Annotated in this window: 11 protein-coding genes; 1 reads left to right on the top strand and 10 read right to left on the bottom strand. The window is 59.6% G+C overall.

Going from position 1 to position 15,148, the window contains the following annotated elements:
- Window positions 1–17 precede the first annotated feature (17 nt).
- Window positions 18–899: a LysR family transcriptional regulator gene (locus G3O01_RS01430; RefSeq protein ID WP_205802651.1), complete on the top strand. Its 882-nt coding sequence runs from the start codon at window positions 18–20 to the stop codon at window positions 897–899.
- A 5-nt stretch (window positions 900–904) separates the two neighbouring features.
- Here G3O01_RS01430 and G3O01_RS01425 read toward each other — a convergent pair whose 3' ends face one another.
- The 10 genes from G3O01_RS01425 to G3O01_RS01380 all read right to left on the bottom strand — a co-directional run bounded on the left by G3O01_RS01425 (window position 905) and on the right by G3O01_RS01380 (window position 15,097).
- Window positions 905–1,858, bottom strand: a complete 954-nt coding sequence (locus tag G3O01_RS01425) for a diguanylate cyclase (protein WP_205802650.1) — start codon at window positions 1,856–1,858, stop codon at window positions 905–907.
- Entirely contained in the window at window positions 1,852–5,868 is a 4,017-nt protein-coding gene (locus G3O01_RS01420; protein ID WP_241023554.1) for a response regulator, read from the bottom strand. The genes G3O01_RS01425 and G3O01_RS01420 overlap by 7 nt, the downstream gene beginning before the upstream one ends.
- Before the next feature lie 255 nt (window positions 5,869–6,123).
- Window positions 6,124–6,621: an NUDIX hydrolase gene (locus G3O01_RS01415; protein WP_205802649.1), complete on the bottom strand. Its 498-nt coding sequence runs from the start codon at window positions 6,619–6,621 to the stop codon at window positions 6,124–6,126.
- 85 nt (window positions 6,622–6,706) lie between these two features.
- The gene (locus G3O01_RS01410) at window positions 6,707–7,768 is read right to left on the bottom strand and encodes a retroviral-like aspartic protease family protein (RefSeq protein ID WP_205802648.1); all 1,062 of its coding nucleotides are present in this window, start codon (window positions 7,766–7,768) and stop codon (window positions 6,707–6,709) included.
- Between the two features lie 201 nt (window positions 7,769–7,969).
- Window positions 7,970–11,533, bottom strand: a complete 3,564-nt coding sequence (locus G3O01_RS01405) for an ImcF-related family protein (protein ID WP_205802647.1) — start codon at window positions 11,531–11,533, stop codon at window positions 7,970–7,972.
- 12 nt (window positions 11,534–11,545) lie between these two features.
- Entirely contained in the window at window positions 11,546–12,691 is a 1,146-nt protein-coding gene (locus G3O01_RS01400; RefSeq protein ID WP_241023552.1) for a hypothetical protein, read from the bottom strand.
- Between the two features lie 135 nt (window positions 12,692–12,826).
- Window positions 12,827–13,273 (bottom strand): hypothetical protein, encoded by a 447-nt coding sequence (locus tag G3O01_RS01395; RefSeq protein ID WP_205802646.1) that lies wholly within the window; start codon window positions 13,271–13,273, stop codon window positions 12,827–12,829.
- A gap of 90 nt (window positions 13,274–13,363) precedes the next feature.
- Window positions 13,364–13,975: a hypothetical protein gene (locus tag G3O01_RS45095; protein ID WP_346779137.1), complete on the bottom strand. Its 612-nt coding sequence runs from the start codon at window positions 13,973–13,975 to the stop codon at window positions 13,364–13,366.
- Window positions 13,976–14,088: 113 nt separating this feature from the next.
- On the bottom strand, window positions 14,089–14,532 hold the full coding sequence (locus G3O01_RS01385) for a lysozyme inhibitor LprI family protein (RefSeq protein ID WP_205802645.1): 444 nt from the start codon (window positions 14,530–14,532) through the stop codon (window positions 14,089–14,091).
- Window positions 14,504–15,097 (bottom strand): hypothetical protein, encoded by a 594-nt coding sequence (locus G3O01_RS01380; protein WP_205802644.1) that lies wholly within the window; start codon window positions 15,095–15,097, stop codon window positions 14,504–14,506. Before G3O01_RS01380 ends, G3O01_RS01385 begins: the two co-directional genes overlap by 29 nt.
- Between the last annotated feature and the right edge of the window lie 51 nt (window positions 15,098–15,148).

Here is a 15,148-nt window from a genome sequence, read left to right as displayed (position 1 = left end):
CTGATCAGGAATCGCCCATGCCGACCCTTCGCATGCTGAAGACCTTCAAGGCCGTGGCCCAGACGGGCTCGTTCTCGGCCGCCGCCGATAAAGTCGCGCTCACGCAGGCGGCCGTCAGCCTGCAGATGCGCGGGCTCGAAGAAGCGTTGGGGCGTCAGCTATTCGATCGCCGTGGCCGGCAGATCATCCTGACGCAGCACGGCCATACGATCTGGCCAAAGATCGAGCAGATTCTCGATCTGCTCGCCGAACTCGAAGCAAAGCCGACGGACGCAATGGAAGGGCCCGTGACGATCGGCGCGGTGGTGTCGGTGATCGGCGCGCTGTCGCTGGCCGTGGCGCGGCTCAAGGCGACGCATCCGCGACTCGACGTGCGGCTGCTGTCGGCCCGTTCGGACGAACTGGCTAACATGGTCGAAGCGGGTGAAGTGGATGTCGCCGCCGTGGTCGCACGTGCCGACGAGACGCTCGCCGACACGCTCAAATGGACCACGCTCTACACCGAGCCGATGATGCTTGTCGTCAACCGCGATGTCACCGACAACGACCCGCAACGCATCTTGCGCAGTCACGGCTTTCTGCGCTTCGACCGGCGCGTGCGCACGGGACAGGTGGTCGAGCAGGCGCTGCAAAAAGCCGGCTTGATGGTCAACGAGTATCTCGAACTGAATTCGATCGAAACGATCGTCGCGCTGGTGCGCGAGAAGGTTGGCGTGGCCGTGCTGCCGCTGCTGATACGCGGGAACTGGCTCAACGATCCGCTGCTGCGCGTGATCCCGATCTCCAGTCCGCCGACGCTGCGCACGGTCGGCATGGTGCAGCGCGCGTCGGATGATCGCAAGGCGCTGATGCGTGAAATCGTCGATACCTTGCAGGCGATGCCGCGCGACAGGGCGTGAGCCGCTTAGCGTTCCATCATCCGCATCGGCGACGACACGCGGCCGCGCCCTGCGTGCTTCGCTTCGTAGAGTTGCTGGTCGGCGGCATCGATCAGTTCGGCGGGACGCGCTTCTGCTGTCGGTATCAGCGTCGCGACACCCGCTGACAGCGTGACCGTCTCCGCGCAGCCCGAATCCAGATGTTCGAGCTTGAGCGCACGCACGCCCTCTTCCATGCGCAACGCGATGCGCGTCGCGGCTTCGAGCGGCGTGTTCGGCAGCAGGCAGGCGAACTCTTCGCCGCCGTAGCGGCCCACCGTGTCGTAAGGCCGGCGCAGGATTTCCGTCAGGCGCTTCGCGACAGTCTGAAGGCAGCGGTCGCCAGCCTGATGTCCATAGCGGTCGTTGTAGCGCTTGAAGTAGTCGACATCGACCATCACGAGCGACAGCGGCGCCGATTCGCGCAGACAGTGCCGCCAGCTTGCGTCGAGATCTTCTTCGAACTTGCGCCGGTTGCCCACGCCCGTCAAACCGTCGACGAGCGCGATCGAGCGCAGCACGTCGCCTTGCATCTTCAGCGACAGATGCGCGCGCACCCGCGCACGCACGATGGCCGGCTTGATCGGCTTGGTGATGAAATCGACGGCACCGAGCGAGAGCCCATACTCTTCATCGGCCTCATTGGTCTGCGCTGTCACGAAGATGACGGGAATGGTGTGCGTCAGCGGATCGGCCTTCAGGCGGCGACACACTTCATGGCCATCCATGCCATCCATCACGACGTCGAGCAGGATCAGGTCCGGCATCACCTTGCGGCACAGTTCGAGTGTCTGCGCGCCGTTGGTCGCCATGAACACGTCGCAGTCGTCCTTGAACAGCGCGTGCAACGCGCGCACGTTCACGGGCTGATCGTCCGCGATCAGCAGCTTCGGACGCAGTGTGAACGTGTGAGCCCAGTCTCCGGGGATGTGTTCTAGCATGTCAATTGATCCAGCATTTCGCGCGTACTTGCGGCGGCCGTGACGAAATCGAGCGCTTCGATCTCGGCCAGCAACTGGCCGAAGCGCGGCTGCAATTCGGACGGCACATGCGGCGCAAGTGTTTCGGCGAGATCGAGCGCTTCCAGATTGGACGCCTCCAGACGTTCGAGCAGCCGGCCGAGCCGCTCACGGTATTCGTCGGCCTGCATCTGCGCGGCGCTCGCCGCATGCACATTCTGCTTGCCGCCGAATACGATGCGCAACTGCGCGACGCTATCGAGCAGCAGACGTTCGAGGCTGTCCACTTCGGCGGACGAAACACTGGCCGCTGTGTCTTCGCCGTCCGCCTCGATCACGCGATGTTCGAGCGCCGCTGCATGACCCGCAAGCGCCTTCGCGCCCATCGTGCCCGCGCTGCCCTTGATCGCATGCAGCAGCGCGGCGCTGCGTCGCGTGCCGTCCGGCCCGGCTTCCGTGCGCAAGCCGTCGAGATGCCGTTCCATTTCGCCGACGAACACGCCGAGCGCCTTGCGGATCAGATCTTCGCTGCCGCCAAAGCGTCCGACGATCGATTCCTTGCGCTCCAGAAGATCGTTCGCGGCGGGTGGTTCGCTCGCGCGCGCACTTGCCGTCGACGCAGGCGGCACGCCCGCACGCGTGTGCGCCAGCAGCGTATCGACGAGTTGCGTGACGTCGATCGGCTTGCCGACATGATCGTTCATGCCCGCAGCAAGACACGCATCACGGTCCGCGCGCGTCGCGTTCGCGGTCATCGCGATGATCGGCAGCGCGGCGAAGCGCTCGTGCACGCGGATCAGCCGCGTCGCTTCGAGACCGTCGACGTCGGGCATCTGCATGTCCATCAGCACGGCATCGAACACACGCGTGCCCGTCAGCACCTTCTCGACGCCTTCGAGCCCGCTTTCGGCAAGCGCGACCTGCGCGCCTTCGCGACTCAACAATCCCTCCGCGACTTCGCGGTTCAGCGGATTGTCTTCGACGACGAGCAACGTGAGGCCCGCCAGTCGCCCCGCGCCGGCGGGCGCATGCACCGTGCGCCTTGCGTGCGTCGTCTTTTGCCCTGTCAGCACGCGCTGCACGGTCTGCGCGAGTTGCTTCGGCGTGACGGGCTTGGTGACGAACGCATCGAACGGCATGTCGTCGGATTCCTGCGCGGCGGCAAGCACTTCCTGGCCGTAGGCCGTAATCATCACGATCGCGGGCGTGGTGCGGCCCGCGCGCGCTTCGTCGATGCGTCGCGCCGCCGCGAGACCGTCGAGATCGGGCATGCGCCAGTCGAGCAGGATCACGTCGTAACCTTCGTGCTCGCGTTCGGCGGCGCTCATCAGCTTGACGGCGGAAATGCCGCCCGGCACCACGTCCGCTTCCCAGCCGAGCGCGCGCGCCGTGCGCGACAGCACTTCCCGGGCGATGCCGTTGTCGTCGGCGACCAGCACGCGCAAGCGGCGATCGCGCGGCAGGTAGGGATCGAAATCTTCTGTGGGCACGTCTTGGCTCACGCCGAGATTGATGTCGAACCAGAAGCGGCTGCCCTTGCCGAGTTCGCTCGCCACTTCGAGCTTGCCGCCCATCATTTCGACCAGCCGCCGGCTGATCGCAAGGCCAAGTCCCGTGCCGCCGAAACGGCGCGTAGTCGACACTTCCGCCTGACTGAAGCCTTCGAAAATCTGGCCGAGTTGCGCCGCGCTGATGCCGATGCCGCTATCCGTCACCGCGATACGCACGCGCACGCCGCTATCGAGCCGCGACAGCAGCGTGAAGCTGACAACCACCTGACCTTTGATCGTGAACTTGAGCGCATTGCCCGCGAGATTCACGAGCACCTGTTGCAGGCGCAAGCTGTCGCCAATCACCACGGGCGGCAAATCCGGGCTGATATCGAACAGGACTTCGACTTCCTTGTCGTACTGGTTGCCCGACAGCACGACACCGAGATCCTGCATCAGCGGCTCGATTTCGAACGTATGCGTGTCGAGCTGGAGCTTGCCCGCTTCGATCTTCGAATAATCGAGAATGTCGTTCAGCAGGCCGAGCAGCGATTTCGCCGCCTTTTCCGCCTTGACGACATAGCCGGCCTGCCGCTCGTTCAGTCCCGTCGATTGCACGAGGTCGAGCATGCCGAGCACCGCGTTCAGCGGCGTGCGGATTTCATGACTCATGTTGGCGAGAAACGCCGACTTCGCCTCGTTCGCTGCGTCGGCCTGCTGCTTGGCGTCGCGCAACCGCAGTTCGATATTGCGCTGTTCGGTGACGTCGTGATTCACGCCCGTCATGCCGGTCGGGTTGCCTGACACGTCGCGCTGGACCGTGAAGGTGGTCTGGATGTGGCGAACTTCGCCGTCGGGCAGCACGATGCGGTAAAGCGGCAAATGAATGTGCTTCGACGTCAGTTCACCCGCAAACGCCGCTTCCAGCTGTTCGACGGCCGACGAGCGGTCGTCTTCGTGCACGCGCGACAGCCAGTGCTCGAAGCGCAGACCTTCGGCGGGCGTGGATGTGTAGCCGAAAATCTCGAACATGCGCGTGTTCCAGCGCAGCGCGTCGCTCGAGAACTCCCACGCCCAGATGCCGAGTTCGGCAATATCCGCAGCCAGCAGCAACTGGTCGCGCGCTTCGGACAGTTCGGCGCGCTCGCGGATCTGCACCGTCATGTCGGTGATCACGCAGACGAAGCGGCGCTCGCCGCCAGTCACCATCGTGCCCGTCGACACATGCACGGGAAATACGCTGCCGTCCTTGCGCAGGCCCGCCAGCTCGCACTCACCGGCGATCTCGCGTGCGTCCGGATTGTTCTTGTCGGTGAATTGCGCTGCGTAGCGGTCGAACAGTTCGTTGACTGTGCCCGACACGAGCACGCGCACATCCTTGCCCGCAATCTCGTGTTCGGCATAGCCGAAGGCCTTCTCGCCCGCCGGATTGAGCGACAGGATCACGCCCGAGCGGTCGAGCGTGATGATCGGATTGACGGCCGTGTCCAGAATCGCGCGCCGCGTTTCGAGGCTGGCAGCCAGCTTGCGCTCGATCCGTGTGCGCGCATTGGCGTTGCGCACCAGCCGCCAGCCGAACACCGCGAGCATCACCACGAGCACCGTCGTGCCCGCCGCGTGCCACAGCGTATCGGACCACCACGGCGCGAGGATTTCGTCCTGCGCGAGCGCGGCAGCGACGAACAGCGGGTACTGGCTCAGATTACGCAAGCTGTTCAGGCGGGTCACGCCGTCCTGCGCCGACTTCGACACGAAGCGGCCCGCTCCGCCCGGCTCATCCGATTTCTGATGCGTTTTGAATAGCATCGTATCGGTGATGTTCTTGCCGATGAAGCGCGTTTCGAACGGACGGCGCACGATCATGATGCCGTTGTCCGCGACGAGCGCGACGGCGCCGTATCGGCCGATATCGAGGCTGTCGTAGAAGCGCGAGAAGAAGTCGATGTCGATGGTCGCCAGCACGACGCCGGCAAACTGCCCGTCCGGGCCGTCGATGCGGCGCGATACGGGGATAATCCACTTGCCCGTCGAGCGGCTTTGCACGGGCATGCCGACATGCGGGCTGCGGTCCGTGTGCGTGCGGTGATAGACGAAATATTCGCGGTCGGCGTTGTTGAAGGTCTTGACCAGCACCGGCTGCGAATTGGCGAGCCAGTTGCCGTCGCGGTCGTACAGATACAGGCCGTTCAGTTGCGGCAGTTCCGTGACCCGCTGCATGAAGATCCGATGCAGCCGGTCGAGCGCCGCCGGGCCGACGCCGTCATGCTCGACACGCTCGACCACGCCGACCAGCGTGGTGTCGGCCTGCTTGATGGTGTCGTCGGCGTGCTGCGCCATCGCGCGCGCGAGGTTCGCGGCCGCGACCGACATCTCTTCCATCTGGTCCTGGCGCGACGTGACGCTGCGCCATGCGTCGCTGCCGATCAGCAGCGCGCACACCACGACGATGAACAGCGTCACCCGGATGGGAAGCGAGATACGACTGAAAATCCGACTGGCCAAGCGAAGTCTCCGACATGCTTACCGCATCGTTTGAAGGTGGCCTGCCAGCAATTTTTTCCTGTTTTTGCGTAGCAATCGCTGAAAAGCACTCGACGCGACTGTGGCGGATACAAGGATGGAGCCTCGGGTGCCTGATATCGAGACTACCTTGACTTTCCGGTTAACGACAATGACCGTTGGTTCTTTAAGACGGCGGGGTTTTTGCCGATAGGGAACGTGCCCGGCTTACGGTGCGTAATGGCGATGGTTATGCGGTTATGCCGCGCCCGGTGCCGGATGAACGCCGTCGCGGTTGACGACATGCGCGAACTGGAGAGAGTTTTGCGCGAGCGCATCGCGCAGGAAAGCCGGGCGTACGTCGTGACTGGCCAGTTCTTTCCGCTTGAACCACACGAATTCGAGCCTGCGGCCCTGTTCGCGGCCTTCGTGGCGCGCTTCGACGTCGAGAATGCGGGCGTCGGCTGGGATTTCGGTGGCGAAGTACAGGCCGACTTCGTGATGCGGGCGACCGCTGCCCGTGAAGAAGTTTTCGACGATCCACAGGAGCGGACCGACTTTCACGGAAAGGTCGAGTTCCTCGCGCATTTCTCGCGCGACGGCCGTGGCCGCGTCTTCGCCCGCCTCGACGCGGCCGCCCGGCAGCGACCAGTAGTCATCGCCATCCAGCTTGTGAAGGAGGACGTGATCTTGCGTCTTGATGACGGCGACAGCGCGGAGGTTGAAGCGGTGACTGGTGGTGTCGAAGGAGATCATGGGCGTGCGCGCGCTGAAAGGAATGTTCGCCATTTCGCGGGAAAGCGTGCGGGCGCGCAAGTGGCAGAGTGCGACAAAGCGCCCGTCAGATTTTGGGGCGACCAACCCAGAACGGTCGCTGGTCGCTGCTCAGTCCCTCGATGAACACGCGCTTCGTGCTGTACGACATCCAGAGCCTTCCACGACGCAGAACGTCGGTACCCAGCAGGACATCCTCGCCTGGCCCCGCCGCATTCATTACGGACAGCAACGGACGGCTGTACATCACCGAGCCGATTTCCAGCGTGTTGAACGGATGCAGATGCGACGTGGCAGCCCTGTCGTGGACGCCGAAGCTGGACGTCCGGACATCGTTTGCCAAAGCATTCGTGGCCACGCCCGCCCGCGCGGCGGCGGATTCGCTCATCACGGATATAGATGCACCCGTGTCGATCACGGCGTCTACCGGGTGTCCGTCGAGACCCAGTCTGATCACGAACGTATTGCCGATGATTCTGTCGGGCACGAGCGTTTCATACTGCTCCGTCCACGCCGGAATGTGGCCACGACATGCACGCTCGTCATACAGGCGTATCACGCGCCCCGGGAAGTCGAACTCCACGTCATAGCGTGCAAGCAGATCGGCGCCGATCAATCCTTGCGGTGCGTCGGCATCGGCGTCATGTCCGGGAAGCGCGATTCCGCCGATCAGCGCCTTGTGGTTGATGAACTCGTATTTGCCGAACCGGATCGAACGCAACATCGCCCACGGTTGATAATCGACGCGGCCCGTCGCGTCGACCGTCGCGGCACCTCGCCGGTTCACCTCGTGCGCATCGAGCGCGGCAACGGCTCTGGGAGACAGCGTTGTCGTCATCGCGCCTGTGTCCACGATCATCATCAGATTGCGGTGATTGATCTCGATCGCAGTCTGCGGCAGGCCGTGATACCAGCCGAACGGCAAGATCGCGACGGCATCCGTCGTGCAATGATCGTCGCGTGGTGTCGATGCCGTGCGCATTGCGCCTGTGATGGGGACGACCAGTTCGACTTCGTCTTTCACCAGATCGCGACTGGACGTGCACGCAACCTGCGCGATGGCACATGCGAGCGCGACGAGGAGGCCTGAGCGACGCTTTTTGCTGACTGGATTCGTGGCCTGCTTCATTTCTTCCCTTTCTTTTACTGACCCGTATTTCGCGCACGAATAATGATTCAAATGGCGGAATATTTGACACCGGCTTGTTATGCGGGCGCTATTGCAGGTCGGAATTTAGCAAACGGAACCGAAGGGTTTGAAAAGAAGGGTAAATGTTTGCACGGTGGTTTTCACTGCGCGCATTGAACCTGGATTTAAATGCTCTTCGGTTCAGCTTTGCGGCAGCGGCGTGGCGGCGCGCTTCGCAGCTTCGAGCGCTGCCTTCGGCAGCGGCGGCGGGCCATTGTCTTTCGCCACATTCGTCTTGCCAGGCATCCGGCTCACGAAGATGCGCGAAGGCAACACGAAACCTCTCAGCGCGAGCAGTTCGAGCGGCCCCTTGCCTACGTCGGTGCGCATCACGTAACCCAGAGGGTGCGTCTCGCTGCCCGGCGCCAGCTTGCCTGGCTCCTGCGCGATGAGCGTGTCGATGTCGTAGGCCGGATCGCTTGCGGATCTGGCGGCAACGGGTCTTATTTCGCGCACGAGCGGCGATGCCTGCCAGGTCAGCATGTACGTCGCGCTGTCGATGGGTTCGACCCGCGCGCGCTCGAGCATGCGCACGAACGCCCACCGGCCCTCGTATTCGAGGCTGCGGTTCGTACCCGCCTTTTCCGTCTGCCATTCGAGGCGCGTGCCGGTTTTCAGCGGATCGCTGGATGGCCAGTTCAGCGGTTGCCAGATTTCCTGCTGGTTGAAGTAGTGCAGCTTCTGGCCATCGACGGTGAGCAGCGTATCCGTGATACCCGCCGACGGCACCGGCTTGAACTCGAAGCGATACTGCGGCTCGCCCTGCACCAGCAGATGCCCGGCGATACGCTGCAGCGTGTTGACGGCCGTGAGAAAAGACGGATCGACGACGAGCGACGAGGTGGCCGTGCTGACGGGCACCCATTGATCGCCCTGCAATTCCAGCACGCCCGCGAGCTGGCTGGCGAGAAACGCCGGAATCAGCCCGCCTTGCGGGCGCAGGAAACGGGCGAGTTCAGGCAGCGAGGCGTCGTTGGCGGTGTCGGCGAACGGATAGCGGCCGGCAAACGAGCGGTTCCACGCCGAGATGATGCTCTGTTGCCAGGCTTCGTTGAGGCTCGCCTGCGCGGGTTGCAGGACGGTTTGCAGGGCCTGCGCGACGGGACGCACGAACAGCGCGTCGCCCATTCCGGCCCATTGTGCGCCGAGGCTTGCGGCGATCAGGCGCGCATAGGATTGTGTATCGGCCAGTTCCGAGCCTTTGCCCTGGAAAAGGGTTTGCGCGACCTGGCGGGCCTGCGCGTCGGCGTCGGGACTGTCGCCGATCTGCTGCAGTCGTAGGCGTAGCGTGGTGACGCGCTCGAGGTAGCGTTGCAGGCTCAGGTCGCCGTAGCTGGCCGCTGCGTTGTTGCTTGATGGCGCGTCGCTGCCGGTACCTTGCGCAACGAGCCGCAGCACGGGGCCGAACGAAGGGCCAAGCGGTCCGGCCGGGTCGGGCCGCGCGGCCAGTGGCACATCTGCCTTGTTCCCGCCGAAGATGTTCTGCGCTTTCGTGACGAGCGTGTCGGATAGCGATGTTCTCTGCGCGCCGGCGCCGCCCTGATATTCGAGCGATTTCATCAGTGCGATCAATGGCGACTGGCGTGCGTCGGCCATGGCCTTCAACTGGCCGATGGCGGCGGGCATCGATGGCGCGCTTTCCCACTGGATCGTGTTCATGAACGCCTGCCAGTGCTCGGCGTAGTCGGCGAAGTAGCGTGACGTGAGCGCGGTCTTGAGCGCTTCGGGCGACGATGTCTTTGACGCGCTTGCGTGGCCCGCGCTCGCGAGGACCCAGTCGCTGGCGGTGTCGTTGTGTTTCGCGGCGTCGTCGATGGCTGCCTCGATCGAGCCCTCCCACGCTTCGCGAGTGAAGACGCCAGGCACCGAGGCCGAGGTGCGGAACAGGCCGCGTGTGTCCGTGCCTTCCGTCAGGGTGGCGAGTGTCTGGTCCGGGTACTTCCTGCCTGTCGACGAGAGAAGCTCCTGGTAGATCGTGTCTTCGGAATTCTTTACGCCGATCACCGCGAGCAGGGTTTGACGCGAACTGCCGACGAGGTCATCGCGGGATTCGATGCGCCATTCCGGGTGCTGTTTCAGGTGGTCTGCGTAGAAGGCGAGCAGGCGTTGCGAGAGGTCGAGCTTTTCGCCTGCGGGCAAGTCCGCGCGAGTGTTCCAGTAGTGCGGCAACAGCGGCGTCATGAACGCTGGATCGGCACGCGCGGGTTCGGCCATCATCAGGTACGTTTTGAGTGCCTTGTGGCCGTCTTGTGCAAGCTGGTTCGTGCGGTCGTCGAGTTGCGTGGTCTGTATCTGGTTCAGATCGATGAGTTGCGCTTCGAGATTTTGCTGCACGGGTGTGATCAGCGTGTCGCGGGCGGCGCGTGAGTAGGGCTTCCAGATGGCGGCGAGCGTTTGCGCGTCGTGGTTCAGGCCGAAGCGGGTGAAGAGCGGAGCATGAGCTTTTACGCGGGATTCGTAGAGATCGATGCGCTGCTGGAGGGTGAGCAAGGTGCGCAGGCGGGTTGTGGAATCTTGTGCGGTGTTCAGGTCTTTTACTGCGCTGCTCGTGAGGACGAGGTCGTGAGCGTTGGTGGCGGCGGAGGCCAGCATGCCGGTGGTCCAGAGCGCGAGTGCGACGAAAGCGATCGCCGAGAAAACAGTGATGGGGTGCAGGCCGATGCGGTGGCCGCCGCTGCGGAGGGCGTCGGTGGCGAGATGGGACCAGAGGGCAGCATTGACTTTAGTACTGCCCGCTTCCTGACGTGAAGCGAAGAAGACGCCGCGCACACCAACCGGACGACGCGCTTGCGCATTGATGCCTGCGATCCAGTTCGCCAGCGATGTGATGCGGCCGTCGAAATATGCGGAGATGCGCCCCGTCTGGTTGTCTGCGGTGTCACGAGCGATCTGTACGGTACCGAGATTCGTCAGGCGCGCGTTCAATTCGACAAGTGCTGACTCGACAGCGCGCGCATTGGCGGCGTTCGGTAGTTCACAGCCGATCAACGGCGTCCCGGCACCCGGGTTGTTTGCGATATCGATATCGTCGAGCAGGTAAACGGGAGCGGACCATTGCAACATCTCCATGATCCGCGCGAGGTTCAAACGCCATTTCGCCGCGTCTCGCGCGACGTCGGACGCCCCCACGGCACTGTCAACCACGAGCACGGTTGCATCGATCGGCCGGACTCGACGAAGCCGGCGAATCTGGCGCAGCCATGCTTCATCTGGCCGGTCATCGGTTGCGAAGCCCCCCCATAGCAACACGAACTCGTCAGTCATGAGCCAACCTTTTTCGGCAAGGTCTGGCAGTAATCGGCGAACGGTGGCGGTGTCGCCAGTGACGAGTAGCCACGATTGAGCATATGCCCAGCCAAACCGGCGATTCTGTCGCAATTCGAAGCGCAGATCGTTTGCCCATGCGCGAGCGCGTTCGACGCGTGATTCGCCAGCCTGAACGGCCTCGTCGATTGGCATTGGCGGTTCGATGCCCTGCTCTCTCGACGCCAGTTGCATGTCGAGCCGAATGGATTGGCGACGTTGAAATACGTACATCAGTGCGCCGACAACGAGAACCAGCGGGCCAATGAGTATTTTCCCGTTTCGCGCGTACCATACGGACAACTCCTTCGAATCGACCGTGAAGAGAATTAGCGCGCCGATGATGGCGACGATCGCCGCGGAGATCAGACACCGGCCGAGAATGTGTTTTCGCAGAATCAAGTGTGAATTTCCTCAAACAGCGGGCGAGGCTTTGCTGGGCGCGATCATGCACAGGTTCAATCGATCGTCGCCCGACTCGCGCCAGGCGACCAGATGTACGCCGGTACCCTGTGCCGCTTCGAGTGCCGTGGCGAGCGCAACCCAGCTGGTCGCCGGTCCTGGTATACCCACGATGTTGTCGATCTGTCGTTCTATTACGTTCGAACCGGATGCCAGCGATGCGGTCATCGCCGCGGATTCGTCGTCGCATCTGCTGAACCATACGTGCGTCAGTTCAGCGGGCGCGATCTGCATCTCTTGTAGCTGGGACAGGTCCGCTTCAAGCGTGTCATTTCCGACGATGATCGGGCGGAAGATCCCACTCGCCGGTGTCGCAGCGGGATCAATCAGCAAGGCGGCAGCGCTCTCGCTGAAGTTGTGCTGCGGTTCGCCATCCGTCCAGATCTGTGCGGCGATGACGAGTTGTGGCGCTGCATCGGCGATATCAACCTGCTCCGTAAGCCACTGCGCGCATCCTGTCGCCTGCTCGACTTCGATGTTCAGATTGCAGCCGGGCATGATCGCGCTGAAAGTGCTTCTCGCTGCGTCCTTCCACGCGTCTGCGAATGCGAGCGAAGCGTCGTCGAGCATCAGTCTGATCGACATCGCTTGCCTGTTGGCGAGCGATGTCCGCAAATCGGCAGCGATACGGCTTAGCAATGCCATACGTCGCGATGCATCGGTTTTGTCGCTCGTCCATGGGAATGATTTCGCGCGGCCAGTGTTCACCGGCAAACTGGTGTTGGCGTCGTTCAGGGTTGCCGTGCGAGCCGGAATCGGCAGTATCGCCAGCGCGGATACAACTCGAATGTGTCGGGCGCACCAGTCCCGCCAAAGCGCCCTGATGCGGGCTTGCTCACGCTCGGCCTCATCAGCAATGGTCTGCTCGCGCTCCCAGCGATCGAGTCGGATACCGAACGCAAGCGCGCAGGTCACGAGCGGGAGGCCGATGAGCAGTGCCCAGAACTGAATGCCTTGTGTTGGTTTGCCGTGCGGCCATAGCAGCAGGATGGAGCTCGCGAGTCCGAGCGCGATCGCTGTCAGCGCAGGTAGCCACGTGCGTGCGGAGATCGGTTTGGGGCGCTGGATTTGTTTGTATGTTGGGATTGGCCAGGGCATGAAGGTCGTCGTTCGACAAGCTATTGCTAACACTATCCGGCCGCTGTTTCTGGTCGGTCATCTCCGGGTCCACGAAGATTTGGTCGTGGTTAAAACGAAATCTTTGGCGTACCACGACACCGGTTCGCGGCGAGCCTAGTGACGATCCAAAATCGCATCTATAGGCGCAAAAAATTCGCCATTTTCGGGATTTTTTGTAACGTGCCAGATCAGCTTGTCATTTTGGATTCTAATTTTCGCTTTCCCGCCTTCTCCTCCAAAAAACGAAGAAAAGTTGATTTCCGCCGATTTCCCTGCGCGATCAACAACTCCGTCTATATTTGGCATTCTTTCATTATCACAATCCACTCTGTTGCCATTCCTTGCTATTGCACAATATTGACCTTGAAGCACATTACCGCGCTGAGTTAATTCAATTGAAAACGCTTTTGTACTTGGAGCACCGTTCCAGTCCCAGGCACCTTCAAATGAATGGGCATACGCAACAGTGCTAGCTGAAATTGATGCAAGTACACCACAAGAAATATTTACCATCGCGATTGCAAGAAATCGGAGAAGAATGCACTCATGTTCAATTTTCATGCGTAATTTCATCAATCCTTGGCTCGAAAAAAATTCAATTTTCTTTCGAATTGAATTCTTCACCACGCTGCCATGTTTAAATAAATTGACTCAATTCATGTATTCCGTGCGATAACCGACAAATTTATCTCCAACGAAACGGAAGCAAAACAATCCGCTTGAAGTTGCGCGGTAAACAAGAATGGACCCGTCGATACAGACCTGATCACTTTCTTTGGAAAATATCAATTGAGGCTTATTTTTCAGAGGTAGTTTTCTCGCATTAGTCTTGCTCGAAAAATAGTCAAATGGCATAGGATATGCCATCCCAGAACGCAGATCGATCGCGACCACACTATTTCCATATATATTGGAAAGATTCCATTCATTAATTGTTAATAACATATAGTGATTATTAAAATTGACCGTACCATTACGAATGGCGCTTTTAATTTCTCGAATATGTCTCTCATCACAAAAATCTACTGGCGAAAATAAAAATGAACAGCCTTCATGAGCGTACGCGATTTTAACTTGATCAAACGAGTGATTAGATGGCGCCATCAAGGATGATACTTGAAGATTCTTTGAGCAAATAATGAATGCAACTGCCAACGCAAGCGTGCGAGCCAGGTACAAAAAACCCGTCCTTCCCATAACAGAAAAATGCAGAGATTCACGATGATTAGATCGTCGACGCAGTTTGTGATTGTCAAGATTCACGTCTTTTCACTACCCTCAGAATATCGCATGCTGTTCAACTTGGTATGCATAACTAATGTTTATATAGACAATCATTCTCGATCCGAAAAACTTGACTTGCTGGAAAAATGATATCATTTAACGTGAGATAGGTTAGCCCCTGCTTCGTCCAAAATCATTTCGATCTCATTTGCCCTATCGAAGATTGATTTCAGCAAGAACTGGAGACTGGTCGTTCTTGTCGTGGAAAACTCTCCCGCGACGTGCTCCGCGAGAAAACTATAATTGGCATCTCTCCAGGAAATCCATGCGCGCTGGACCCTGTCGAAATATATCTTGTCTGCCGGACCAAGTCTTTCCATCAATCTTGCATAAGCAAAATTTAATCTTTTCTTCTGAAAAGAAATCTCGGAGTTAACGCACTCGTCACTTACCTCCTGACTGAGATAAATTTTACTGCATTTGTTAAACTGTTTTAAATAAACCTCCTCTTGCGCACCGACTGAAAATGAGACGAAGCAAACCATAACAGCGATACATCGAGAAACATCAATTGCATCCGAGCGCACTATTTTCATCGCATCTCAAAATATTGATAGCTTTTGACATATTATCAATCACATGAGATTGACATGCTACTTTTGCCTTCTCATCTCCATTTTCAGAAACGATTAAGCCGTAATCTGGATTAGGTTTTTGATCAGCATCATAGCGTCTATAGACCGAATATTCATACCCTCCCATTACGAAATATATTCTCTTATAGTCAAACCTATATCGAAAATATTGATTAAACAAAAATCCGCTTTTGCTATCCGGCCTTCTTGAATACGAGAACTCAACACGCCCAAGCTTTCCATATCGATAGAAAAGCAGCGGATTAGTCTCATTCAGACATAACGCGATGACTTTCAGTTTATCGGTCGTACATGAGAAAACCACTGATTCTTGCGCTGTACAAAGGGGAGCGGAGACTTCAGTCGCGACGCAAATCGAGCCAACAAACGAGACAAATAAAATTGCCACACTTTTCACACCCAATGAAGTCACTTCGTCGACGCGTAACGGTGCGAATTTTTGCGAGAATATTCCTGTTGCATTGGCACCGAACCTCCTCATTCTGCTTACATACAGGCTTGACATTCGATGAATTGATCTTTGTTAAATCCAATAGAGCAGCCACACATTAACTAC

Source organism: Burkholderia sp. Ac-20365, from assembly GCF_017104715.1.
GTDB lineage: Bacteria > Pseudomonadota > Gammaproteobacteria > Burkholderiales > Burkholderiaceae > Paraburkholderia.
This window is presented reverse-complemented; position numbering and strand designations above follow the sequence as displayed.